The sequence below is a fragment of the Allobosea sp. TBD101 genome (genome assembly GCF_059817965.1).
Window position 1 is genome coordinate 3315532 of record NZ_CM187543.1, and the last position, 23398, is coordinate 3338929.

Sequence of the window (23398 nt, forward strand, 5' to 3'; positions counted from 1 at the left end):
CCAGTGGTTCGGTTCCGCAGCCTAGCGAGCCGCGGCGGCAGGGCAATGCCCGCTGCCGCAACCCATGCCTAGCGCTGGCGCCATTGCTGCAGGCGGCCGAAGACCAGTTGGTCGAGGCCGACATGGAGGAGCTTCACGGCGATGGCGGTGACCATGATGACGCTCGCCATGCCCGCGGCGGAGGCCATCGCGCCGGCCTCGTCCATATGGACGATCGCGATCGAGGCCAGCTTGGTGTCGGCCCCGTAGAGGAAGATCACGGCGGAGACCGTGGTCAGCGCGTTGACGAAGACATAGACCGCGATGTCGAGAATCGCCGGCAGGCAGATCGGCGCGGTCACGCGGCGGAAGGTCGACCAGAACGGCACCTTGAGCGAGGCCGAGACCGACTCGAACTCGCCGTCGAGCTGCTTCAGGCTGGTCAGCGCCGTGATGTGGCCGACCGTATAGAAATGCGCGACGGTGTTGATCACCAGGATCGCCAGCGTCCCGTAGAGAAAGCCGAGCGGGTTCCAGCCGGCATTGTAGAAGAAGACATAGCCGAGGCCGAGCACGAGGCCGGGCACCGCCATCGGCAGCATCGCCAGGAACTGGGCGAAGCCGCGCAGCCGCGGGAACAGCTTCACCTTCTCGATCAGATAGGCGCCGGTGAAGATCAAGGCCGTGCCGATCACCGCCGTCAGCGAAGCCAGCAGCAGCGAGTTGCGATACGGCCCCCAGCCATCCGGCTCGACCGTGGAGAAGTCGTAATTGCCCAGGGTCAGCGAGAGATTATAGGGCCAGTATTTGACGAAGGAGCCCCAGAAAGCGACCGCGTAAGGGCCGACGATGGCGAGTGCGACCACGCTGACGAAGCCGAGCAGTGCGAGATCCCGGCGCCGATCCGGCTTGGGGACGTAAGGCACGGCGCGGGCCGAGAGCATGGCGCTCTGGCGCCGCTGCACCACCCGGTCGACGAAGAAGGCGAGCACGGCCGGCACCAGCAGGATGATGCCGACGACAGCGCCCATCGGGAAGTTCTGCTGGCCGACGACCTGTCGGTAGGCGTCGGTCGCCAGCACGCTGAACTGCCCGCCGATCACCTTGGGAATGCCGAAATCGGTGATGACCAGCGTGAAGACGACGAAGGTCGCGCTGATCACGCCATAGCGCGCGCCCGGCAGGGTGATCGTGTGGAAGATGCGCCAGCGCGAGGTGCCCATGGCATCCGCCGCCTCGCGCAGGCGCCCGTCGGAGAGCGCCAAAGCCGTGACGAGGATCAGCATCGCGTGGGGGAAGCAATAGAGCACCTCGGCGGCGATGATGCCGACGGGGCCGTAGAGCGAGGCACCCATCATCCAGGATTTCAGGATGCCCTGGTTGCCGAAGAGATAGATCAGCGCGAGGCCCGACAGCAGCGAGGGCGCGAAGACCGGCACCATCGCCGCGGCATAGAAGGCACCCTTGGCCGGGATGCAGCTGCGGCGCAGCGCATAGGCATAGAGGAAGGCGAGCGGCACCACGATCGCCGTGGTCACGCCGGCGACGAGCAAGCTGTTCAGCAGCGAATAGAACAGCGCGGGCGTCGTCGCGTAGCTGACGAAATTCGCGAGCCCGACGAACTTGCCGTCCGTGTTCTCCAGGCTCTTGGAGAGCAGCGCCCAGAGCGGCAGCGCGATGATCAGGACCAGCACCGCGCAGAGCGCCAGGATCAGCGCCCCGGCGACATGGCGTTCGCTGATCCGCGGCGCCGAGACTTTCACGGGCGTATCGGTCATCGGCAGGGGCTGTGCGAGATCGCTCATCGTCCCTCCCCGGCGAAGACGTGCAGGGCCTCGGGCGGAAAGGCGACGGTGCGCACCTGGCCCGGCACGATCCCGAGATCGCGCATGGCATTGGACGAGAAGTCGGCGGCGATCCGGGTCGCGCGCGAGCCCGTAGGCTGGAGATGCGCCCGGCAGAAGGAGCCGAGGAAGGCGAGATCCCCGATCGTCGCCTCGAAGCGGTTCGGCGTCTCCGCGCCGATGCCGCGGGTGCGGACCTCCTCGGGCCGCATCGCGAGCCGCACCGGCGTGCCTGCGGCGAAGGGCGCGGCATTGGCGACGACGAGGTCGAGTTCGTCGACCCTTACCTTGCCGGGTCCGGTCACGATCGCATCCATGAAGGTCATGTGTCCGACGAAATCGGCGACGAAGGGCGTTGCGGGGCGGCGGTAGATCTCCTCGGGCGAACCGACCTGCTCGACGGCGCCGTCGCGCATCACGACGATGCGGTCGGCCATGGCGAGCGCCTCCTCCTGGTCATGGGTCACCATGATCGTGGTCACCCCCAGCCGCTGCTGCAGCGAGCGCATCTCGTCGCGCAGGCGCTCCCGGACCTTGGCATCGAGCGCCGAGAGCGGTTCGTCGAGCAGGAGCAGTTCCGGCGAGGTGGCGAGAGCACGCGCCAGCGCCACGCGCTGCTGCTGGCCGCCCGAGAGTTGGACCGGATATTTCTTGCCCTGCTCAGGCAGGCCGACGAGCGTCAGCAGCTCGGCGACGCGCTTGGTGATCTCATCGCGGGTGCGGCGGCGGTTGACCAGCCCGTAGCCGACATTGTCGGCGACGGTGAGATTGGGGAAGAGCGCGTAGGATTGGAAGACGATGCCGAAATCGCGCTCGGACGGGCTCGCCCGCGACACGTCGCGGCCGCCCATATGGATGGTGCCGCTATCCTGGAGATCGAGGCCGGCGACCGCCCGCAGCAAGGTCGTCTTGCCGCAGCCGGACGGGCCGAGGAAGCAGACGAACTCGCCGCGATGGATGTCGAGGTCGATGTCGTGCAGCGCCCGGAACGCGCCGAAACTCTTGGCGAGGTTGCGGACCGAAAGAAATGGGGTCGTCATCGTGGACATCGTGCCGGCCTTCATATGAACGGGCAGAGACCCGCCCCGCACTGGCGGCGAGGCTTCTCTTGCGTCTTGCACAGACCATGCCGCCGCCCGCACGGACGGCGGCATGGCTGAGGCTCAGTTCTTCGGCGCAGCCTTGGACTCGTAGCGCTTCGACCATTCGGCGAGCACGCGGTCGCGATTATCGGCCATCCAGCCGAGATCGTTCTTGATCATGCCCGCCTCGGCGTTGGCGGGGTAGTTCGCCGGCTTGGTCCCGACGCCCGGCGCGGCGACGATCGCATAGGTCTTGGAGTAGAGTTCGTTGGCGTCCTTGGTCGTCGACCAGTCGGCGATCTTCTTGGCGAGCGCGAGGTTCTTGGAGCCCTTGACGATGGCGCTGGCTTCCATCTCCCAGCCGACGCCCTCCTTCGGGATCACGACCTCGATCGGCGCGCCCTTGCTCTTCTCGGAGGCGCCACGCATGTCGAGCGCCAGCCCGATCGTGCGCTCGCCGCGCGCGGCCTGGACACAAGGCGCCGAGCCGGAATGAAGGTAGGCGCCGATATTCTCATGAAGCCCGTCCATGAACTTCCAACCCTCGGCCTCGCCCATGCTCTGCAGCCAGCCGGCGACCATGAGGTAGCCGGTGCCCGACGAAGCCGGGTGCGGCATCACGATCTTGCCTTTGAAGGCCGGGTTCAGCAGGTCCTTCCAGGAGCTGGGAACGGCCACGCCCTTGGCCTCGGCGGTATTGTAGCAGACAACGCCGAGATAGGCGTCCATGCCGGTCCAGGTATAGGGCTCCTTGCTGTCGCGGAAGACCGGCTTCAGCGCGTCGGCGCCGGCAGGCTTGTAAGTCTCGAGCAGGCCGGCCTTCTCGAACATCAGCAGGCTCGACGCCGCCAGCCCCATCACCATGTCGGCACGGGGATTGTCCTTCTCGGCAAGGAAGCGGGCGGTGATGACACCGGTGGAGTCGCGGACCCAGACGACCTCCGCCTCGGGCACGGCCTTCTCGATCGAGGCCTTGAAGGGCGCGAGCTGGTCGTTCTCCAGGGCGGTGTAGACGGTCACTTTCGTCTTCTGTGCGTGAGCCATACCGGGAAGCGCGAGCGCGATAGCCCCGATGACGCAGGAAGCAAGCCAGTTCTTCATGTTCTCATCCCCTGTTTTTCGATTGGTTTGAACGCTCTTGCGACGTTTTCTTCCCCTGACAGACGAAAACGCAGGCGGATCGCTCCGCCTGCGTTGGCTTTTCTTGTTTCACGCGGTCCAGGGCATCGACCACGTCTTGACGTTGGTGAAGGATTTCATGGCCTCGACGACACCCTCCTTGTAGCCGAGGCCGGAATCCTTGATGCCGCCAAAGGGAGACATCTCGATCCGGTAGCCCGGCACTTCCCAGAGATTGACCGTGCCGACCTCGAGATCGGCGACGAAACGCTGGATGTAATCGTAGCGGTTCGTGCAGATGCCGGAAGAGAGACCATAGGCGGTGGAGTTGGAGATCCTGATGACCTCGGCGATGTCGTCGGGCACGCGGATGATCGGGATCACCGGGCCGAAGGTCTCCTCATGCACCAGCTCGCAGGTGTAGGGGATCTTGTCGACCACGGTCGGATGGAACAGCGCTCCCTCCGCCCGCTTGCCGTGGAGCACCTCTGCGCCCTTGGTCACGGCGTCGTCGACGCGGGCCTGGAAGAGCGCGGCCGAGCGGGCGTTGATGACGCAGCCGACATCGGTTTCCGGATCCATCGGGTCACCGCATTTCAGCTTCTTGGCCTTCTCGACGACCAGCTTGGAAAAGGCGTCTGCGACGCTCTCGACCACCAGGATGCGCTTCACCGCCGTGCAGCGCTGGCCCGAGTTCTTGGTCGCGCCGGTGACAGCAAGTTCGGCCGCCTTGTCGAGATCGGCATCTTCCATGACGATCAGCGGGTCGTTGCCGCCCAGTTCGAGCACGATGCGCTTGTAGCCGGCCTTGTCGGCGATGTGCTTGCCGACACGGACGGAGCCAGTGAAGGTCACCAGATCCGCGTCGGGGTCGGTGATCATGGCGTCGCCCATGGTCGAGGGATTGCCGGTGACGACCGAGAGCATCTCCGGCGGCAAACCGGCTTCATAGAGCACATCGGCGAGCGCCAGCGCGGTCAGCGGGGTGAGTTCCGTCGGCTTCAGCACGAGGCGGTTATTGGTCGCGATCGCCGGAGCCAGCTTGTGGCTGACCATGTTGAGCGGATGGTTGAAGGGCGTTATCGCGGAGATCACGCCGAGCAGCGGCTGGCGCGTCGTGAAGATCTTGCGCGCCTTGCCGTTCGGCGAGATGTCGCAGGAGAACATCTCGCCATCGTCCTTGATGGTGAGCTGTGCCGCGAACGACCAGACGTCGTAGGCGCGGCTGGCCTCGTAAAGCGAGTCCTTCCAGCACAGGCCCGCTTCCGCCGTGATCAGCCTGGCGAACAGCTCCTTGCGGTCGCGCAGCAGCTCGGCGGTCTTCTGCAGGATCTGCTGACGCTCGTAGCGCGAGAGCGTCGGCTTGAACGCCTTCGCCTTGGCGAAGGCCTCGCGGACATGCTCCGGCCGTGCGGCCGGGATCAGGCCGACGAGGCTGTCGTCATAGGGGTTCCTGACCTCGACCATGTCGTCGGTCGTGACCAGCTTGCCGGCGATGCGCATCGCCTCGCGCCGCACCGGCGGCTTCACCGTCGCGTTCATCTCAGTTCACCAGGTTCAGGGCGACGTCGAAGACATCGAAATTGCGCAAGATTCGGCCCTCCGGCACCGTGATCGGCCGGTTGGCGATCATCGGCACGCGCTGCTCGGTGATGCCGCCATGCGAGCGCAGCGGCTCGGTCAGGCCCGAGAGGTCGTGCTTGTCCGGCGAAGTGCCGATGACCTTCTGGCGCGTCGAGACGACCACGACATCGCCGATCCGGTCGGCCGGGAGTTCGAAGCGCTCGCAGGCTTCCGCCGAGGTCACCGCCAGCGCGATGCCCTCGATCCCGGAGATGCGGGCCGCGACCTCTTCCTGGCTGGCGCCATCGGGCAGGTAGACCGTGGCGAAGGAGCCGAGCGCGCCGTGATGGACCACATAGGGGTCGGTGATCGGCAGGATCACGCGCATCGTGCCCTTGCCGTACCACTCGTCCATCAGGCTCTGGAGATAGACGACATCCGGTTCGCCATTGGCGAGGTGCTTGTCGTTCATGCCGTGATCGGCGGTGATGACCAGCGTGCAGCCGAGTGCATCGAGCTTGCCGACATAACCGTCGAACATGGCGTAGAAGCTATCGGCCATCTCCGAACCGGGAGCAGCCTTGTGCTGCACATAGTCCGTGGTCGAGAGATACATCAGGTCCGGCTTGAACGTCTCCAGCAGCTTGACGCCGGCGGCGAAGACGAACTCCGAGAGATCCGCCGAATAGACCGACGGCACGGGCATGCCGACGAAATCGAGCACGTTCTCGATGCCATTCTCGGCCTTGTTGGCCTTGTCGGCCTTCTCCGAGGAGAAGGCGATGGCGCTGCCCGACGAGAAATCGAGGCCCTTGCCGAGCAGGGTGCGCAGCTTGTCCTTGGCGGTGACCATCGCGACCTTGAAGCCGGCCTTCTGGAACTCGGCCAGGATGGTCGGCGCCCGCAGGAAGCGGGCGTCGTTCATCATCACCTCTTCCTTGGCCTCGCGGTCGTAGAAGAAGTTGCCGGCAATGCCGTGCACGGCCGGCGGCCTGCCGGTGATGATCGAGAGGTTGTTCGGGTTGGTGAAGCTCGGGATCACCGAATAGGCATGGGTGCTGGCGCCGGTCTTCATGATCCGGTCGAGGTTCGGCGTCAGGCCCTTGGCGCTGGCCGCCTCGATATAGGCCGGCTCCGAACCGTCCATGCAGATCACCACCGTCGGGCGCTGCGGCCGGGCATAATTGCGGCCGTTCGCAACGACATCCGCGCCGATCTTCGTGTGCATTGTCATCTCAGGGCTCCTTACGCGGCCGACTTCAGGCCGACGCCCATTTCATCAAGGACATCCGACACTGTGGCGACGAAGGCGCGCATGTCCTGCGAACCGAGCGCGCCGATGCAGCCGATGCGGAAGCTGTCCGCGACCGTCAGCTTGCCGGGATAGATGACGTAGCCGGCATCCTTCAGCGCGTCGTAGAAGCGCTGGAAGACGAAGTTCTTATCCTCCGGCATGTGGAAGGTGACGATGATCGGCGCCTGCCGGGCCGCCGGCAGCAGCGTACGGAAACCGAGCCCTTCCATGCCCTCGATCAGGATACGGGCATTCTCGGCATAGCGCTCGCCGCGGCCGGCGACGCCGCCTTCGGCCCAGAACTCCTGCAAAGCTGCGTGGAAGGCGACGATGACGTGGATCGGCGGGGTGAAGCGGTACTGGCCGGTGCGCTCGAAGCCGGCATTCTGGTCGTAGAGATCGAGCACCAGCGTGGTGGCGTTGCCCTGGGTCTCGGCCAGCGCGCTCTTGCGGGCGATGACGAAGCCGAGGCCGGGAACGCCCTGGATGCACTTGTTCGAGGAGGCGGCGACGGCGTCGAAATAGACCTCGCGGCTGTCGAGCGGCAGGGCGCCGAAGGCGCTCATCGAGTCGACCAGCAAGCGGCGGCTATGGCGCTTGGCCAGCGCGGCGATCGCCTCAACCGGGTTGCGGATGCCGCTGGTCGTCTCGCAATGGACCGTGAAGATATGGGTGATCGCGGGGTCGGCGACCAGCATGCGGTCGACCTCGGCAAGATCCGGCGGGGTGTCCTCGGCGGTCTCGTGCACGGCGACGGCGCGGCCGGCGATCTCCAGGATACGCTTGGCGCGCTGGCCATAGGCGCCGTTGATCAGGACCAGGATCTTGCCGTCGCGCGGCACGAAGGTGGTCAGCATCGCCTCGACGGCGAAGGTGCCGGAGCCCTGCATCGGCACGGTGACGAAATCCTCGCCGCCATGGATGATCTTCGGCAGCTCTTCCAGAACCGCCTTGTTGATGCCGACGAAGGTCGCGTCGCGCGAACCCCAGTCATGCACCATCGCTTCCTTGATGGCCTTGCTGGTGGTCAGCGGGCCGGGGGTCAGGAGAAGCGGATCACCGGTTTCGGAAGAGGCAGGGCGGCGGGCCTGGGCCATGATGGTCTCGCGATGTGTTGCGGCGGGTGACTCGGACGCTAGGACCGCGATTGACATAGGTCCAATACATCGTTTCCATATCTCATATAGATAGGATCTATGGAAAATGGCCATCAGCTATTCCGGCCTTGCCGCGTTCCATGCGGTCGCCGAGGCGCAGAGCTTTACCGGTGCCGCGAAGACGCGCCATGTCAGCCAGCCCACCCTCTCCGCCCAGGTGCGCGGGCTGGAGGATGCCTATGGCGTGAGGCTCTTCGACCGGGCCGGCCGGCAGGTGAAGCTGACCCCGCTGGGCCAGAGCCTCTTCGTCATCACGACCAAACTGTTCTCTGCGGAGGACGAGGCGGAATCGCTTCTCGCCGGCAGCCGCACGCTCCAGCGCGGCCATCTGCGGATCGCCGCCGACAGCGCCACCCATGTCATGCCGGCACTCGCCCGCATGCGCGAGCGCTATCCCGGCCTGACCTTCTCTCTGACGATCGGCAACTCCTCGGAAGTCGTCGACCAGATCATGGATTTCGCCGCCGATGTGGCGATCACGGCCCGCGCCAATTCCGATCCGCGCATCCACAGCGTCCGGCTGCGCTCCGACGATCTCGTCGCCTTCGTCTCCGACCAGCATGAATTGGCGCGGCACGACCAGATTCCGATAGAGGCCTTCGCCGGCCAGGACATCGTGCTGCGCGAGCGCGGCTCGATCACGCGCGAGGTCTTCGAGAACCGGCTCTCCACGGCTGGCATCAAGCCGGCTAATCTGCTGGAGGTGCAGTCGCGCGAAGCGGTCCGCGAGGCCGTCGCCTTCGGCTTCGGGATCGGCGTGGTCTTCGCCGCCGAATTCAGGCCGGAAGCCGGCCTGAAGCGCATCATCATCACAGGGGCCGATTTCGACGTCGGCGAGTACATTGTCTGCCGAGCCGAGCGCCAGCGCCTGCCGCTGGTGCGCAGCTTCTTCGAAACGGTCCAGGACGTGATCGACGCGCGCTGAGGCTGACGGTGCGATGGTCCTCCCGCCCGGAACAGCCCTTAAGCCAGTCTCAGGACCGAAATTCCGGCCACCACGAAGGCGATGCCGATCCAGCCGCGCCCCGCCAATCTCTGCCTGAAAAGCACGAAGCCAGCCAACGCCGTCAGGACGATGCCGGCCCCGCCCCACAATGCGTAGGCGACCGACAGATCGATCCCGTGGATCGCCTGGGACAGCGCCGCCACGGAGAGCAGGATGCATCCGATTCCCGCAAACCCGGCGGCGAGCTTCCGGAACCCATCGGACAGCTTGATGAAGACGTTGGCCGCAACCTCCAGCCCGATGGCGCCAACCATCCAGGCAATGTGGACAAACTGGGCGTTCTGCATGGTCACGCCGCCTCTTTCGGCGCGCCGGCATTGACGAGCACCACGCCCAGGACCAGCAAGGCGATCCCTCCCAGCTTCAGCCAGCCCAGGGTCTCGCCGAAGACCTGATAACTGATAGCCGTCACGGCAATGAGGCCGACCGTTTCCCAGGTCGCGTAAGCCATGGCGACGGGCAGCACCTTCACCGCGAGCGAAAGAAAGAAGAAGCTCAGCCCCATCGGGATATACACAAGGGCAACGGCGGATGGCGCACCACTATCTGCCACCAATTTCATCGTCGTTACGCCGATCAGCTCGGCACCGATCGCAGCAAGCAAGAACAACCACGGACGCGCGCCCATCGAGGAGCCCCATAGAGTTTCACAATGGCGGCCAGAAGCACCAATCATTCCGATTGAAAAAGATGGAATGCATCATCAATTTCGATAGATTGTCGGGATGGAATGGTCCCTGGATCAGCTGCGCCAATTCGTGACGGCGGCGGAATGCGGCTCGTTCAGTGCCGCGGCTCGCAAGCTCGGCAGGGCCCAATCGGCCGTCAGCACCGCCATTTCGCTCTTCGAGATCGACCTCGGCGTAGAACTGTTCGATCGCTCTCGGCGCAACGCCCAGCTCACCGATGCGGGTCGGCTCCTGCTGCTCGAAGCGACGGAAGTCCTGCGCCAGGCCGAGGAGCTGGGCCAGCGCGCCCAGTTCCTGGCCAATGGCGATGATGCCAAAGTCGCCCTGGCTCTGGATGAGGCCCTGCCCCGCCCCGCCGTGAACAGGCTGATCCGGGAGCTGTCGGCGCGCTACCCCACGCTGGAGCTGACGCTGCTCAACGGCACGCCCACGGAGGTCACGGACTATATCGACCAGGAGCGCGCCGAGCTCGCCATCCATTTCGAGCGCGGTCCGTTGCGCGCCAAGTTCGATGGGCGCCATATCGGCACGGTCGCGCAGGGCGTTTTCGTCGCGGCCGGGCACCCTGTTCTGGACCGCCTGCCCGTCGGCCGCAGGGACCTCGCCCGTCATCGCCAGCTCATGATCCATGCCGACGATGTCGAGGCGATCGCCTACAGTCCCAAGGTCTGGCGCTCAGACAGCTTCTACAACATCGCGGAGATGGTGGCGGACGGCCTGGGCTGGGCGATCCTGCCGACCAACATCGCGGCGACGGCGAACGGCTCGACGCCTCTTTGCTCGGTCGACTGCCCATCCCTCGCCTTGCCGCCACTTTCGGTGCGGATGCTCTGGCGCCAGGGGCGCCAACTGCGCCCGCCGGAAAAATGGGTGGAGACGCGCTTCAGCGAATTGCTCCGCGAGAATGCGGAGCGCTGGGCTGATCCGGACGGCGCTTCATAGGCTCCGACCGCAAGGATATGTACAAAACCGCTTTTCCGATGAGGTCCAGCAGATCCTGGACGCCGAGGGAACAAGCGACGATTGAGCGCTGGAGTGCATCCGCGATTCTTCCAAGCGCGGATGCACTCCAGGTCGTTGTTTTATCGCGCCGTCATCGCGCGCGGGATCGCGGATCGGCGGCATCGCGCAGTGCATCGCCGAGCAGGTTGAGCGCGAACACCGTCAGCAGGATCGCGAGGCTCGGGAAAACGGCGAGCCACCAGGCGTCGAGGATGTTCTCGAAGCCCTCGCGGATCATGCCGCCCCAGGTCGCCGCCGGCGGCGGCACGCCGAGCCCGATGAAGCTCAGCGAGGCCTCGGTGCGGATGGCCGAGGCCAACCAGAGCGAGCTCATCACCACGACGTCGGAGAGCATGTTGGGCAGGATATGCCGCGTCATGATCCGGAACGGGCCGCAGCCATAGGAGCGGCTCGCCTCGACGAAATCGCGTTGGCGCAGCGTGATCGTCGGAGCGCGGGCGACGCGGGCGAAGGGCGCGATCTCGGTCACCGCGATCGCGATGATCAGGTTCTCAAGGCTCGCCCCGAGCATCGCGGCGATCATCAGGCCGAGCAGCAGTGTCGGAAAGGCGAGCATCACGTCGAGCACGCCCATGACGATCTGGTCGAAGAGGCCGCCGATATAGCCGGCGGCGACGCCGATCGCCGTGCCGACCAGCATCGCGATCAGGATCGCGAAGAAGCCGACGAAGAGCGAGATGCGGGCGCCGTAGATCAGGCGCGAGAGCACGTCGCGCCCGTAGGAGTCGGTGCCGAGCCAGAACTCGGCCGAAGGCGGCTCGAGCCGGGCGACGATGTTCTGCTCAAGGGGATCATGCGGTGCGATCCAGGGCGCGAGCGCCGCGACGCCGATGATGAACGCGAGCAGGACGAGACCGATCCAGGCGAGCCTGTTCTGGCTGAAGGCGAGCCAGAGGCCGCCCGGCCGGATATCGACGGTCGTGGTGGCGACGGCGCTCATGTGTATTTCACCCTCGGATCGACGAGGCCATAGGCCAGGTCCGTCAGCGTGTTCACGACGATCACGCAGATGGCGAAGATGATCATCAGCCCCTGCAGCAGCGTGTAGTCGCGGGCGTTCAATGCACCGATGATCAGCTTGCCCAGGCCCGGACGGTTGAAGATGATCTCGGTCAGCACGGAATTGCCGATCAGCGTGCCGAAATAGAGCCCGACCACCGTGATGATCGGGATCAGGCTGTTGCGCAGCGCATGCGTCACGACGAGCTGGCCGGGGCTGACGCCCTTGGCGCGGGCGGTGCGGATATAGTCCTCGGTCAGCACGCCGAGCATCGCCGCGCGGGTCACCCGCATCACATAGGCGGTCATGATGATGCCGAGGTTGAGCGCCGGCAGCGCCAGCGCCCGCAGTCTCTCCGCGAGATCGCCGGAGCCGCTGGTATTGCCGAGCACGGGGAACCAGCCGAGCTGGATCGCGAAGACGATCAGCATCAGGATGCCCGAGACGAAGGCCGGGAAGGACAGGCCGACCAGCGAGACGATGCGCGCGACGTAATCGACCCAGCCGTTGCGGGCGAGCGCCGCCGCGACGCCGAGCGGCAGGCCGAAGGCGAGGCCGATCACGATGGCGGCGACCGTCAGCTCGATGGTCGAGGGCAGGACGAGCAGCACCTCATGGATGACGTTGCGGCCGCTGCTGAGCGACTGGCCGAGATCGCCGGTGAGGATCTTGCCGATGAAGGCGAGATACTGGGCATAGACCGGCTGGTCGAGGCCGAGCTTCTCGCGCAGCGCCGCGAGCGAGGCGGCACTCGCCTGGTCGCCGAGAATGACGGTGGCGGCATCGCCCGGCACGAGCCGGACCAGCACGAAGATCGCCGTCAGCATCACGAACAGCGTCGGTATGGCGAGCAGAAGACGTCTGACGAAGAAGCCCGTCATGCGGCGACCCTTTCCTGCATCAGGCGTTGCGGTGCGAAGGGCACGATCTCGCGGCGCGTGCGGCCCTCGACGACGAGCTCGGCGAGAATCGATCCGACGACCGGCACGAGCTGGAAGCCGTGGCCGGAGAAGCCGAAGGCATGGACCAGCCCGGCGACACGGGGCGAGGCGCCGATCACTGGCAGGCGGTCGCGCGTCTGCGCCTCGATTCCCGTCCAGCAGCGGGCGATGCGCACGCCGCGCACGGCCGGGAAGAGGTCGCTGGCGGCGCGCGCGCCCTTGGCGAGCTCGCGGAAATTGACCGTGCTGCGCTCCCGGTCGAGATCGGCCGCGCCCTGCAGGCCGCCGCCGATCACGAGCGTGCCCTGGCTCGCCTGCTTGAAGGAGAGCGCCCGGCCGACGACGCTCACGACGGGGTCGAGCAGCGGCGCGAGGCGCTCCGTCACGATCATCATGGAAGCGCGCACGCCGAGCGCGATGTCGTCGCCGAACAATGCCGCGAGCCGCCCCGCCCAGGCGCCGGCCGCATTGACGACGACGGGCGCGCGAAAGCGACGGGCGCCGCAAACGAGCAGCCAGTCCTCCCCTTGCCGGTCGACCGTCTCGACGCCGCAGGCCTCGGCGATGACGACGCCTTCCGCCTCGCAAGCGCGGCGAAAGGCCAGGATGGTCCGGTGCGGATCGGCGGCGCCGTCGCGCCGCGCCACCAGCGCACCGACGCAATGCGGGCTCAGCGCGGGCACCAGGCGGCGCAGCTCCCTCGCGTCGATCAGCTCCTCATGCGCATAGCCGAGGCCGCGCATCCTCGCTTCGCGTTGCACGAGGGCCGGCATGTGCTCGTCCCGCTCCGCGACATTGAGCTGACCCTGCGCCTGGAACCCGCAATCGTCGCCGACGATCTCCTCGATCCGGTGCCACATCGCCATGGCCTCCAGCGAGATCGGTACCTCCGCGAGGTCGCGGTTGAGCGTGCGCACGCCGGCCGCCGTCGCGCCCGAGGCGTGCCGGCCGGTCCAGCGCCGCTCGATCACCACGACGCGCCGGCCGGCGCGGGCCAGATGCAGCGCGGCTGAAAGGCCGTGGAGACCGCCACCGACGACCGCGACGTCGAAGCTTTCCGCGTTCATGCGGCGGGCTCCCGTTCGTCGAGGCTGGCAAGCTCGCCCAGCGTCACCGGTTTCAGCGGCGGCCTGATGCGGTAGAAGCCGACCTGCTCGACCGGCCTGCCCTGAACCGCGGCGACGATATGAGCCATGGTGTAGCCGCATTGCCGTCCCTGGCACGGCCCCATGCCGGCGCGGGTGAAGGCCTTGAGCTGGTTCGGGCCGGGCCGCCCCTGTGCCGCGCGGCTGCGCAGCTCCCCAGCGGTCACCTCCTCGCAGCGGCAGACCAGCGTCTCGTCGGCCGGCGCGAAGACCTGAGGGCGCGGCGCATAGAGCGCGTCGAGGAAGGGGCGTAGCGCAAGCGCACGCGCAAGCGTCGCCCGTTCGGTTCGTGCCGTGGTTTCAGCGGCGCCCTCGTCCAGCTTTCCGAGCTTGCTCGCGACACGCAGCGCTGCGAGCCGTCCACGCGGTTCGGCAGCCTCGGCCCCGCCGATGCCGGCGCCGTCGCCGGCGACGAAGATCTTCGCCTGCGAGGTCTCGCCCCAGGCGTCAAGCACCGGGACCTGGCAATGCTGCCCGGCATTCCATTGCATCGCGCAGCCGAGCGCGAGCGGGGCGTGGATATTCGGCACGACACCTTCATGGACGAGCAGCACCTCGGCCGCGACCTGTGCCTCCCGGCCGTCCTGCGTGCGGTAGCGCAGGCTTTCGAGGCGCCCGTCGCCCTCGGCCCGCAACTCCGCGACGTGGCGGATGATCGGGAATCCGGCCCGCTTCAGCGCGAGCGACCAGGACAGTCCCTTCAGGAGGTCGCCGAACCGCGCGATCCCCTGCGGCAGATGGCGCAAGGCCGGGCCGAGACGGCCGCGCGGCGTGGTGTCGAGGAAGCCGGCGATCCGCCCGCCCGCCGCCAAGAGCTGCGTCATGTAGAGCAGCGGCAACGGCCCGCAGCCGGCGATCCAGACCGGCTTGTCCGGCACGGAATCGGCGGTCTTCAGCAGGATCTGCGCGGCACCGACCGTCAGCACGCCGGGCAGCGTCCAGCCCGGGAACGGCACGGGGCGTTCCTGCGCGCCGGTGGAGAGGATGATCGCCTCCGCCGTGACGCTGCGGGCCCTGCCCTCGCGGGTCAGGAAGGCACGAAAGCCCGGCTCGATCTGCCAGAGCTGCGCCTGCGGCTCGTAGAGCGCGCCGCAGGCGCGGAAGGCGGCGGCCCGGTCGACACCCGCCCGATAGGCCTCGCCCAGGCGGACGAGGCGCGGCGTCGCGGCGACGGTTTCGACGGCCCGCCAGATCTGGCCGCCGGGCGCCGGCTGATCGTCGACGACCCGCACGGAAAGGCCATGTTGGCGCGCCGTCACGGCGGCGGCCATTCCGGCAGGTCCGGCGCCGACGATCAGGAGATCGGTATGGCTGAGGTCGGGATGTGCGTTGCTCATGCCGAGAGGCTCCGGCGGCCTTGCTGCCGGGTGACGGACATGCCGTCTTGCACCGGTGTCAGGCATCCCTGCACGGAGCCTTGACCATCGACCTCGACGAGGCATTCGAAGCAAACGCCCATCATGCAGTAGGGCGCGCGGCGGCTTTCGGAGACCGGCGTCGTCCGGCTCCAGCCTTCGGGCTGGCGCAGCAGCAGCGCGGCGATGCTTTCACCGGCTTCGGCCCTGACCGGGCGCCCGTCGATATGGACCGTCACGGTGGCCGGCCCCGGATCATGCAGCTTGCGGAACATCGAAGCGTCTCTGGTGGAAGGGAGAAAAGTTCTCGGGCAGCGAGCCGGCGGCGATCGCCCCGGCCAGAATCTCGGCGTGGAAGGCCGCGAGCGTCACGCCGGAATGGCAAAGCGCGACGAAGGCGCCGGGATGGCTCTCGGACTGGGCATAGATCGGGTAGCTGTCGGGCGTCATGATGCGCAGGCCGGCCCATTGCCGGACGAGCCCGACATGCGCGAGGGCGGGGATCAGCCTGACCGTCTTGCGGCTCAGCCCGGCCGCCGCCTCCGTCGTCGTCGAGGCGTCGAGGCCGACCCTGTCCTTGGTCGCGCCGATCATCACGGTGCCCTCGGTCGTCTGGCGCAGGCCGCTCACCGGCAGCGGCAGGAAGGGGGCGAGCCTTTCGGTGACGAGAACCTGGCCGCGTTCCGGATGCACCGGCACGTCGAGCCCAACCTGCCGACCAAGTTCCGCCGAGCCGAGTCCTGCGGCGATGACGATGCGGGGCGCGCTCAGCGTCTCACCAGCCAGGACGAGCCTGAAATCGGCACCGGCCTTCTCGATCCGCTCGACCCGCGAACGGTGGCGGATGCCGCCGCCGAGGCGCAGCAGCCCGCCATGCAGGGCCGCCAGAAGCCGGAGCGGATTGGTGTGGCCGTCATGGCGGCCGAAGCTCGCGCCCGACACGTCGGGGCCCAACCCCGCTTTCGGCAGGAGACGCTCCAGCGCCTGCCGGTCGAGCATCTCCCAGTCCGGCTCGCCGGCGCCGCGCTGGTTGTGCAGGCGCATCATCTCGAGACGCCGCTTCTCGAAGCCGTCCTCCCCCAGGCAGAAGACCAGGCCGCCGTTCTGCTCGTAGCAGAGGTCGGTTCCCGTCTCAGCCTCGAGCCCGTCGGAAAAAGCGCGCCACAAGGCGATGCTGTGGCGCGTCAGCGCCTGATAAGCGGGCATGCCGAGGCCCTTGCCCTGCAGCCAGACCAGCCCGAAATTGGCACGCGCCGCCCGAAAGTCGCCGTCCTCGCCATCGAGCAGCAGGACCTTCTCGGCCCGCCGCGCGAGGCCATAGGCGATAGCCGCCCCGACCGTTCCCCCTCCGATGACGATGATGTCCGGCCGCATGCGAATTTCCCTTGCCGGCCGTGACGTTAGGAAGCCATGTTGTATTTCGTCAAAGTCGTATTTCTCTCCCTCCTATTCTTCAGGGTTATGGCATGGTCAGACGGCTCAACCTGCGACAGGTCGAGGCCTTCAAGGCGGTGATCGAATACGGGACGGTGAGCCGCGCGGCCGAGATGATCAACATCTCCCAGCCGGCGATGAGCAAGCTGATCGCGCATCTCGAAGCGGATACGGGCCTGCAGCTCTTCGACCGGGTGAAGGGGCGCCTGGCGGCGACGCGGCGCGGCATGCGGCTCTACGAGGAGATCGACCGGATCTTCGCCGGCGTGCGCCAGGTCGAGAACGCCGTCGACGCCATCCGCCGCGACGAGCAGAGCCGGCTATTGATCGGTGTGATGCCGGCCCTCTCAGGCGCTTTCATCCAGCAGGCGACCTGCCGCTTTCTCGCCAGTCAGCCGAAGGTCTTCTGCTCGGTTCAGTCGCGCAGCTCGCAATGGATTGCGGACGGGCTCCTCACCCGGAAACTCGATGTCGGCTTCACCGTGGCGCCGATCGACAATCCCTACATCGCGTCCGAGCCGCTGATGGCCCATCCGCTCGTCTGCATCATGCCGCTCGCGCACCCGCTGGCGGAGAAGAGCGTGATCAAGCCGGCCGATATCGACGGGGTCGACTTCGTCTCATTCGATCCGGAGAGCTTCACGAACCGGCGCATCGGGCAGGTTTTCGACGCGCATGGCGTCGCGCCCAATGTCGTCATGGTGGTGGGGGTTTCGCCGACCTTGTGCGAGTTCGTCGCTGCCGGCGTCGGCATATCGCTGGTTCATCCATCGGCCGTCGGGGGCCTACGCGGCAGGGTGGCGATCCGACGCTTCGAGCCCGCCGTCAAACTCGACTTCCAGCTGTGTCACATCCGCGAGAGCCGCAACGCCCGGCTGGTCGGCGCCTTCCTCGAAGGCGCCCGGCACGCGGCCGCGGAGATATCGCGGACGATCCTGATGCCGGACTGAGCCGGACATTCGCGAGAATCCGCAGCAGCCGCGCGTGGTCGCCCGCGCGCAGCTGCACCGTCAAGGGGGGGCCGGCGGAAGGCCGCGACATGGCCAAATCCGACACGCGGTCCCCGCCGTTTCACATCTCGCGCCCGCTTCAGCGCGCCTTCAGCGTCGTGGCTTCGGTAATCGCCGGAGCCAGGTTCATCGAACCTTTCAGCTCGTAGCCGAAATCGAGCCGGTCGCTGCGCGCCCAGACCTGCCGCAGCTCGAACAGCGGGATCGCGCAGACATCCTCCATGATCTTGCGCTGGGCTTCCTTCCACAAAGCCTTCTGCGCCTCGGCGTCGGAGGCCGTGCGCGCCTGCTCGATCTCCTTGTCGCCAACCTTGCAATGCGAGAAATTGGTCGCCGCTGTCGGCGTATTCACCGTGGCGCGCGAGTGGAAGAACTCGCTGAGATAGGTGTCCGCGATCGGAAAGCGCGCCGCGCCGTAGAACACCACGCCGCTCAGGTCCTTGCGCGTCTGGCTCTGATAGGTCGCGTGGTCGACGACCTGCATGTCGAGCTTGATCCCCGCCTTGGCGAGCTGCGCCTGGATGATCTCCATGATCGGCTGCTGCGCCGAGATGTTGGAGACGATGGCCTTGACCGTGATACCGTCCTTGTGGCCGGCCTCGGCCAGCAGGGCCTTGGCCTTGGCGAGGTCGAAGGCATAGCGGACGGAGCAATCCTCGCCGAGATAGCCGGGCGGCACCACCGAGCAGCCCTTCGGCCCGACATCCTTGCCGACATAGCGCACGAGGTCGTCGGTATTGACCGCGGCGGCGATGGCGCGGCGCACGCGGATGTCGTCGAGCGGCGGCACGCTCTGGTTGATGTGGAGCAGCCGGTACTCGCCCGGCCGGAAAATCTCGACATTGAAGCCGGGGCGCTTGCGGGCGGAATCGACCCAGCGCTGCTCACGCTTGGCATACATCAGGTCGACCTCGCCCGAGGTGAAGGCGAGCTCGCGGGCGCTGTCCGAAGGGATGTTGCGCACCATGATCGTGTCGATCTTCGGCTTGCCGCGGAAATAGGTCGGGTTGGCGGCGAGCTTGACGTATTGCTGGGTCACCTGCTCGACGAATGCGAAGGGGCCGGTGCCGACGGGGCGGCCGCCGAACTTGTCGCCGAGCTGCTCCGCGGCCTTGCGGCTGACGATGTTGCCGCCGTGATAATTCGTCACCCGCCCGAGGAAATTGACGTCCGGGTACTTCAAGGTGACACGCACGGTCAGGTCGTCGAGCTTCTCGACCTTGTCGACCGCCGCGAAATCCGAGGAAAAGGTCGAGCGCTTGGGATCGGCCGAGCGCTGGAGCGAATAGACGACGTCATCGGCCGAAAGCGTGCCCCAGTCGCCCTGGAACCTGACGTCCTTGCGCAAGTGGAAGGTCCAGAGCTTGCCATCCGGCGACTGCTCCCAGCGCTCGGCCAGATCCGGCTCGATATCCTTGGGATCAGCGCTACCCGGCTTGAAGCGGACGAGCCCGTTATAGATCCAGCCGACCACGCTCTTGTCGCTGGTGGCGCTGGCACGATGCGCATCGAGCGTCGAGACGTCGCCGTCGGCGGCGACGCGCAGCACGGTCTCCTGGGCCTGCCCCGCGGCAGGCAGGCAGGCGGCGAGCATCAGACCAGCAAGCCCGATAACGGAATTCTTCATCATGCACCCCCTCGATTTCAGTTCTTTGAGACAGTGTGGGCGGAGCGATCCCAAGCTGTCCAAGTCGAAATCAGGCAGGGTGTATTCCGGATGGTTATGCCCCTTCCCGCGATCAGGGGCAGCCAGTCCATCCTCACAGGCTGCGACGGCAGCCGCGCAGCCGTCCCTTCTAGCTCTGCATGCCGAAGACCACGAACGCTCCCCAGTTCGCCGGGTGGGCGTATTCGGCCGGCCCCTCCACCGCGATCAGCTCGCGGACCGCCGAGCGCAGAGCATAGTCCCAGCCGCGCTGCGGCGCGGCCGCCATGTCGCGCGCCGACTTCGTCATCAATGCGACCGTCGGGCCGGAGGGAATGGCCCAATGCGTGACGATCAGGCTCCTGGCGCCACTGGCGAGAAATGCTCGGGCAAGGCCCGACAGGCCCGTCGCTCCCGCGCGACCATCCGACGAGGCCGTGTTGCAGGCGGATAGGATGACGAGCTCCGCATCAAGGCGCATCTGCGCGATTTCGCTCATCGTCAGGATGCCATCATCCTCCGCACTGCTTTTCGCCGGAGGCGTCAGGACGAGGCCGGGCTCGGCAAGCCCGTCGAGATCGCCCGTGACCAGCCCGTGCGTGGCGAAAGCGATGATCCGATACGCATCGAGCGGCTGCTGACGCAACGCGGCTTCCGTGGCTTGCCCTCCGAGCAGGATATCCTGAGGCCGTGCGCCGAAAGCGGTCGACAGCGCCTTGATCTCCTGCGCCGTCTCGGGAAGCGCCGGCAGGCGGCGCAGCGCGTCGGGATCGGCGAGCGAGCGCCGCGACAGCGCCGCTGATACGTCGACGGACCGGATCGAGCCCGGGCTGCCGGCGAGCTGCGGATCGCCGATCCCGAAGAAGCGCTGCGGCGCCTTGCTGGCCAATTGTCCGCGGCCTCGCGTCTCCAGCGAGCGGATGCCGGGCAGGTACAGGATCGACGGGCCGAGCGCGAGCCACTCCGCCTTGACCGAGCGGTAATCCGCAGGCGACGCGGGCTCCGTTGCCGGTACGCTGAGCGGAAGAACGCCCAGCGGAAGCGCCTGCAAGGGTCCATCCGCTACCACGATCAGCCGCGAAAGCGAGCCGACCTCGCTGCGCACCGGCCCCAGCAGCAGTTCGAACAAGGCATGGGCATCGCCGAAGGGAAAGCGCGGCAGCGTGCCGTCCGAAACGTCGAGGCCGGCGCGGACGCTGGCGATGCGCGCTTCGAGATCCTTCGCCACGACCGACGAGAACCACGCTCTGGGGGCGCCGCTTCTGGGGACGAGCATCCCGTAGACGCCGTCGCTGCCCGCGTGGAGCACCAGAAGCCCCGCCCCGGCCGCAAGCTTGGCTTGCGCGGCCGGCACCGAGATCGACTCGATCGAGGTCAGCTCCTCCGGCACCGGGAGCAATCGCGTGATCGCGCCGGCGGCAACCTCCCTCGCCTGCTCGAACCGGCGCTGCAGGGCGTCGATCCTGGCAGCGTCGAGCGCCCGCCCTCCCTCTCCGAAGGATTTGATTTCCTGCAGCCCGGCCTCCGCTTCACTGCGACGACGTATCGCGTCCGCGACGGTCACGTCGGCGGTGACCCGGCGCCGCTGCGAGGCCAGGAATGACAGCGCCGTATCGCTCATCATGGCGCGCTGCAGATCGACGAATGCGGCGTCGGCGAAGCCGACCGCGTCCTTGCCTGCCGCCGGATTGGCCGCAACCCGCGTCGCGAGCTGGGCGGAGAGCCGCAGCGCCGGCTTGAAGTCGCGAAACAGAACAGAGGCCTGCTCGCTCGCCGCCGTCCATTCCCGCGACAGCCGCGCCATGGCGATCGCCCTGACGCGCGCGAGGTGGAAGCGCACCTCCGCCCATTCCCGCTTCTCGTAGGCGAATTGCGCGAGGCGGGCATGGACGGGGACGAGCAACCCGGCGAGACCGCGCTGATAGTCGCTGACGAACTGCACATCGTCGGCACGCGGCTCGTTCTCCGGCCGCGACAGCCGGACGAAATCCTCCAGCACCATCCTGGCCGCGATCGAATACCCGGCCGTATGCAGATGGCGGGCGAAGTCGTCGATGGCTTCGAAGGCGTCCTGATCGGCTCCGAAATCACGTCCCGAATCCAGCGGCGTCGAAATATGATCCTTGATCAGCGCCCGCTTCTTGACCGGATCGCGCTCGGTAAGCGCCTGGAAGAACAGATTCGGCTCCGGCGCGTAGGCTGAACCGCCCGGTCCCGCTTCGTAGAGCGCGATCACGGTGGCGATGGATGCGCTGTTGCCCTTGAGCGTGGGGACTTTCTGCAGATATTCCAGGAAGGCTGGCCCGTACATCTGCACGGCCGCGCCCTTCACTTTCTTCTCCTCCAGATAATCCCCGACCAGCCTCTGGGCGGCCTCCTTCCGCTGCGCATCGGTCAGACGATTCACGCGGAACAGGTTCGTGGCGATATAGGCCTTGGCCTTGGCCGCGAGAGAGCTTCGACCGCCCAGAACCTGAAGAATCCGCTCTTCGGCCTTTCGCGTGAAATCCTCTCCGCAATCGGAACAGAAGCGCCGGCGCAGATGCGATATCTGCAGCTTGAGCAGGGCTTCATCGATGAAGGAGAGTTCGACCTCGGGCTGCTGGTCTCCGGGAGCGGAGGCTGCCGAGCTGCCCATCTTCCGGTCGATGTCCCGCTTGAACGTTTCCGCGGCCCGATTCATCTCCTCGACGATACCGATCGTCTTGAGCTGGTCGCCCTCAGCGTTCGCGGCCAGGGCTCGCAGCTCGAACAACCTCATCGGGTGGCGCTCGGCTTCGGCGGAATTGTCCACGCGCGTTCGAATGTTCTGGTTCGCCTTGGCCGCACGCTCGAGCAGATCTGTCGCCCGCGAGACCACTCCACTCTGCAATTCGAGCGCGCCCTGGCCGAGGAGAGCCCTGTACAGGCTCTCCTTGTCGCGGCCGTCGGCACCAAGGAAGCGGGCAGCGTCTCCGTAGAGTTCTCGCGCAACCTCCGGCACGTTGAGCGATCGCGCAGCATCGGCACTGACGATGGCGGCGCAGGCGTCATAGGCACTCTGTCCCTCCTTGCAGAGCCCCGCGGATCTGCCGAGCACCTCCATCCCGCGCCGATAAGCCTCCCGATCGACCAGGCGACCGTTCATGAGCGTGTCGAGATTGCCGAAGAAGCCGAGCGTATCGGTCCCCGTCTCGACCTCGAGGCCCCGGCGCGCAATCACCAGCGGCAGCATCGATGCGATCTCGGCTTTCATGCCGAGCGCTCGCATCGCCTCGAAGAACGGTTTGGCCTGCGACAGCATCAGGCAATCGAAGCCGCCCCCATCCGGTCCCGGATCGAAGGCCAGCGCCTGCGCGACGTCGATCTCCAGCCTCGTGCGATACTCGGGCAGCAGGCGCTCGACGGATTGGCGCAGCTCCGCATCGATCCGCTTCCTGGCCAGCACGAACACGATCAGGTCCATGCTGGCCTCGATGCGGAACCGCGCCGAATTCAACCGCTGGGCCAGCGCGATCTGCGATCGGATCACGCCTTCCCGCAACGGGCTTTCCTCGGGCACGGCCGATGCCAGCGTGCGCATCAGGGGAACCTGGCGCAGATCGCTGCCGAAATGGCGCTCGAAAATCACGGCGACGCTGGAATAGAGACGCGGCACCAGACCCGTTTCCGGCGATCCCCAACGCCCGCCGGCAAGATCAGACATCGCCTCGGCAAGAGCCTCGACCTGCTCTCTGGAGCCGGCACTCCTCGTCATCGCCTCGATGCCCGCGCTATGCTCCTTCTGGAACGCCTTGCCGTCGATCTTCGCGCCTGAATGGAGCATTCGGCCGAGATCGAAGCGCAGCAACCCGACATTGAAGCTGCCGGCGCCTTCGCGCGCGCCGAGCTGGACGATCGCCCGGTCCAGCGCATTGGCGCTGGCCTGAAGGCGAGCGTTGAAATCAGGCTTCCGCTCTCCTGCGAGCAACGCGATGGCCGCGCGGTGATCGCTGTTCACGAAAAGCGTCCGGCGTGGCTCGAAGGCTCCGATCGCGTCGCAGGCCGACGAACGTGCCGCGGCGGGCAGCACGCCCCAGATCAGAAGCAGGCCGGCAACGAGCAATCTGCGCATTGTGTCCCCCCACTGCGAA

General features: G+C 66.8%; 19 protein-coding genes. 3 read left to right on the plus strand and 16 right to left on the minus strand.

Annotated features, from left to right (window positions below; genetic code table 11):
- Nucleotides 1-68: 68 nt before the first annotated feature.
- The 6 genes from AC6RIC_RS16200 to AC6RIC_RS16225 all read right to left on the minus strand — a co-directional run bounded on the left by AC6RIC_RS16200 (nt 69) and on the right by AC6RIC_RS16225 (nt 7978).
- On the minus strand, nt 69-1784 hold the full coding sequence (locus tag AC6RIC_RS16200) for a putative 2-aminoethylphosphonate ABC transporter permease subunit (protein WP_499733097.1): 1716 nt from the start codon (nt 1782-1784) through the stop codon (nt 69-71).
- Nucleotides 1781-2863 carry a putative 2-aminoethylphosphonate ABC transporter ATP-binding protein gene (locus AC6RIC_RS16205; protein WP_454657229.1) on the minus strand — a complete coding sequence of 361 codons (1083 nt, stop codon included), beginning with the start codon at nt 2861-2863 and terminating at the stop codon, nt 1781-1783. The genes AC6RIC_RS16200 and AC6RIC_RS16205 overlap by 4 nt, the downstream gene beginning before the upstream one ends.
- A 123-nt stretch (nt 2864-2986) precedes the next feature.
- Nucleotides 2987-4006, minus strand: coding sequence for a putative 2-aminoethylphosphonate ABC transporter substrate-binding protein (locus AC6RIC_RS16210; RefSeq protein WP_499733098.1), 1020 nt, complete (start codon nt 4004-4006; stop codon nt 2987-2989).
- Nucleotides 4007-4114: 108 nt separating this feature from the next.
- A complete protein-coding gene (phnY, locus tag AC6RIC_RS16215; protein WP_499733099.1) occupies nt 4115-5566 on the minus strand; it encodes a phosphonoacetaldehyde dehydrogenase in 1452 nt (483 codons plus the stop codon).
- A 1-nt stretch (nt 5567) separates the two neighbouring features.
- Nucleotides 5568-6815, minus strand: coding sequence for a phosphonoacetate hydrolase (phnA, locus tag AC6RIC_RS16220; RefSeq protein WP_499736614.1), 1248 nt, complete (start codon nt 6813-6815; stop codon nt 5568-5570).
- A 17-nt stretch (nt 6816-6832) separates the two neighbouring features.
- Nucleotides 6833-7978 carry a 2-aminoethylphosphonate--pyruvate transaminase gene (locus tag AC6RIC_RS16225; RefSeq protein WP_499733100.1) on the minus strand — a complete coding sequence of 382 codons (1146 nt, stop codon included), beginning with the start codon at nt 7976-7978 and terminating at the stop codon, nt 6833-6835.
- Between the two features lie 106 nt (nt 7979-8084).
- On the opposite strand from AC6RIC_RS16225, the gene AC6RIC_RS16230 reads away from it, so the two are divergent.
- Nucleotides 8085-8963 (plus strand): LysR substrate-binding domain-containing protein, encoded by an 879-nt coding sequence (locus AC6RIC_RS16230; protein ID WP_499733101.1) that lies wholly within the window; start codon nt 8085-8087, stop codon nt 8961-8963.
- Nucleotides 8964-9001: 38 nt separating this feature from the next.
- Here AC6RIC_RS16230 and mdtI read toward each other — a convergent pair whose 3' ends face one another.
- Entirely contained in the window at nt 9002-9331 is a 330-nt protein-coding gene (mdtI, locus tag AC6RIC_RS16235) for a multidrug/spermidine efflux SMR transporter subunit MdtI (RefSeq protein WP_499736615.1), read from the minus strand.
- A 2-nt stretch (nt 9332-9333) separates the two neighbouring features.
- A complete protein-coding gene (locus tag AC6RIC_RS16240) occupies nt 9334-9672 on the minus strand; it encodes a DMT family transporter (protein ID WP_499733102.1) in 339 nt (112 codons plus the stop codon).
- 97 nt (nt 9673-9769) lie between these two features.
- Here AC6RIC_RS16240 and AC6RIC_RS16245 point away from each other — a divergent pair, with 97 nt between their 5' ends.
- Nucleotides 9770-10675 (plus strand): LysR family transcriptional regulator, encoded by a 906-nt coding sequence (locus tag AC6RIC_RS16245; protein ID WP_499733103.1) that lies wholly within the window; start codon nt 9770-9772, stop codon nt 10673-10675.
- 151 nt (nt 10676-10826) lie between these two features.
- Here the strand turns inward: AC6RIC_RS16245 and AC6RIC_RS16250 are convergent, their stop codons facing one another.
- The 6 genes from AC6RIC_RS16250 to AC6RIC_RS16275 are packed head-to-tail and all read right to left on the minus strand — an operon-like array spanning nt 10827 to nt 16571.
- The gene (locus AC6RIC_RS16250) at nt 10827-11696 is read right to left on the minus strand and encodes an ABC transporter permease (RefSeq protein ID WP_499733104.1); all 870 of its coding nucleotides are present in this window, start codon (nt 11694-11696) and stop codon (nt 10827-10829) included.
- Nucleotides 11693-12637, minus strand: coding sequence for an ABC transporter permease (locus tag AC6RIC_RS16255; protein WP_499733105.1), 945 nt, complete (start codon nt 12635-12637; stop codon nt 11693-11695). Before AC6RIC_RS16255 ends, AC6RIC_RS16250 begins: the two co-directional genes overlap by 4 nt.
- Nucleotides 12634-13764 (minus strand): NAD(P)/FAD-dependent oxidoreductase, encoded by a 1131-nt coding sequence (locus AC6RIC_RS16260; RefSeq protein ID WP_499733106.1) that lies wholly within the window; start codon nt 13762-13764, stop codon nt 12634-12636. Before AC6RIC_RS16260 ends, AC6RIC_RS16255 begins: the two co-directional genes overlap by 4 nt.
- Complete coding sequence (locus AC6RIC_RS16265) at nt 13761-15179, minus strand: FAD/NAD(P)-dependent oxidoreductase (RefSeq protein WP_499733107.1); 1419 nt, start codon at nt 15177-15179, stop codon at nt 13761-13763. The genes AC6RIC_RS16260 and AC6RIC_RS16265 overlap by 4 nt, the downstream gene beginning before the upstream one ends.
- Nucleotides 15176-15472, minus strand: coding sequence for a (2Fe-2S)-binding protein (locus tag AC6RIC_RS16270; RefSeq protein WP_499733108.1), 297 nt, complete (start codon nt 15470-15472; stop codon nt 15176-15178). The genes AC6RIC_RS16265 and AC6RIC_RS16270 overlap by 4 nt, the downstream gene beginning before the upstream one ends.
- Nucleotides 15453-16571, minus strand: a complete 1119-nt coding sequence (locus AC6RIC_RS16275; RefSeq protein ID WP_499733109.1) for an NAD(P)/FAD-dependent oxidoreductase — start codon at nt 16569-16571, stop codon at nt 15453-15455. The genes AC6RIC_RS16270 and AC6RIC_RS16275 overlap by 20 nt, the downstream gene beginning before the upstream one ends.
- Before the next feature lie 92 nt (nt 16572-16663).
- On the opposite strand from AC6RIC_RS16275, the gene AC6RIC_RS16280 reads away from it, so the two are divergent.
- A complete protein-coding gene (locus AC6RIC_RS16280; protein ID WP_454657242.1) occupies nt 16664-17581 on the plus strand; it encodes a LysR substrate-binding domain-containing protein in 918 nt (305 codons plus the stop codon).
- A 139-nt stretch (nt 17582-17720) separates the two neighbouring features.
- On the opposite strand, the gene AC6RIC_RS16285 is transcribed toward AC6RIC_RS16280, so the two are convergent.
- Nucleotides 17721-19271 carry an ABC transporter substrate-binding protein gene (locus AC6RIC_RS16285; protein WP_454657243.1) on the minus strand — a complete coding sequence of 517 codons (1551 nt, stop codon included), beginning with the start codon at nt 19269-19271 and terminating at the stop codon, nt 17721-17723.
- A 166-nt stretch (nt 19272-19437) separates the two neighbouring features.
- Entirely contained in the window at nt 19438-23379 is a 3942-nt protein-coding gene (locus AC6RIC_RS16290; protein ID WP_499733110.1) for a CHAT domain-containing protein, read from the minus strand.
- Nucleotides 23380-23398: the final 19 nt, after the last annotated feature.

What these genes read in the sequence shown, in the direction of transcription:
- AC6RIC_RS16245 (WP_499733103.1), top strand. Translation starts at nt 9,770, where the DNA reads ATGGAATGGTCCCTGGATCAGCTGCGCCAATTCGTGACGGCGGCGGAA.
- AC6RIC_RS16225 (WP_499733100.1), bottom strand. Translation starts at nt 7,978, where the DNA reads ATGGCCCAGGCCCGCCGCCCTGCCTCTTCCGAAACCGGTGATCCGCTT.
- AC6RIC_RS16260 (WP_499733106.1), bottom strand. Translation starts at nt 13,764, where the DNA reads ATGAACGCGGAAAGCTTCGACGTCGCGGTCGTCGGTGGCGGTCTCCAC.
- phnA (WP_499736614.1), bottom strand. Translation starts at nt 6,815, where the DNA reads ATGCACACGAAGATCGGCGCGGATGTCGTTGCGAACGGCCGCAATTAT.
- AC6RIC_RS16200 (WP_499733097.1), bottom strand. Translation starts at nt 1,784, where the DNA reads ATGAGCGATCTCGCACAGCCCCTGCCGATGACCGATACGCCCGTGAAA.
- AC6RIC_RS16250 (WP_499733104.1), bottom strand. Translation starts at nt 11,696, where the DNA reads ATGAGCGCCGTCGCCACCACGACCGTCGATATCCGGCCGGGCGGCCTC.
- AC6RIC_RS16205 (WP_454657229.1), bottom strand. Translation starts at nt 2,863, where the DNA reads ATGACGACCCCATTTCTTTCGGTCCGCAACCTCGCCAAGAGTTTCGGC.
- AC6RIC_RS16280 (WP_454657242.1), top strand. Translation starts at nt 16,664, where the DNA reads ATGGTCAGACGGCTCAACCTGCGACAGGTCGAGGCCTTCAAGGCGGTG.
- phnY (WP_499733099.1), bottom strand. Translation starts at nt 5,566, where the DNA reads ATGAACGCGACGGTGAAGCCGCCGGTGCGGCGCGAGGCGATGCGCATC.
- AC6RIC_RS16230 (WP_499733101.1), top strand. Translation starts at nt 8,085, where the DNA reads ATGGCCATCAGCTATTCCGGCCTTGCCGCGTTCCATGCGGTCGCCGAG.
- AC6RIC_RS16255 (WP_499733105.1), bottom strand. Translation starts at nt 12,637, where the DNA reads ATGACGGGCTTCTTCGTCAGACGTCTTCTGCTCGCCATACCGACGCTG.
- mdtI (WP_499736615.1), bottom strand. Translation starts at nt 9,331, where the DNA reads ATGCAGAACGCCCAGTTTGTCCACATTGCCTGGATGGTTGGCGCCATC.
- AC6RIC_RS16275 (WP_499733109.1), bottom strand. Translation starts at nt 16,571, where the DNA reads ATGCGGCCGGACATCATCGTCATCGGAGGGGGAACGGTCGGGGCGGCT.
- AC6RIC_RS16265 (WP_499733107.1), bottom strand. Translation starts at nt 15,179, where the DNA reads ATGAGCAACGCACATCCCGACCTCAGCCATACCGATCTCCTGATCGTC.
- AC6RIC_RS16285 (WP_454657243.1), bottom strand. Translation starts at nt 19,271, where the DNA reads ATGATGAAGAATTCCGTTATCGGGCTTGCTGGTCTGATGCTCGCCGCC.
- AC6RIC_RS16210 (WP_499733098.1), bottom strand. Translation starts at nt 4,006, where the DNA reads ATGAAGAACTGGCTTGCTTCCTGCGTCATCGGGGCTATCGCGCTCGCG.
- AC6RIC_RS16270 (WP_499733108.1), bottom strand. Translation starts at nt 15,472, where the DNA reads ATGTTCCGCAAGCTGCATGATCCGGGGCCGGCCACCGTGACGGTCCAT.
- AC6RIC_RS16240 (WP_499733102.1), bottom strand. Translation starts at nt 9,672, where the DNA reads ATGGGCGCGCGTCCGTGGTTGTTCTTGCTTGCTGCGATCGGTGCCGAG.
- AC6RIC_RS16290 (WP_499733110.1), bottom strand. Translation starts at nt 23,379, where the DNA reads ATGCGCAGATTGCTCGTTGCCGGCCTGCTTCTGATCTGGGGCGTGCTG.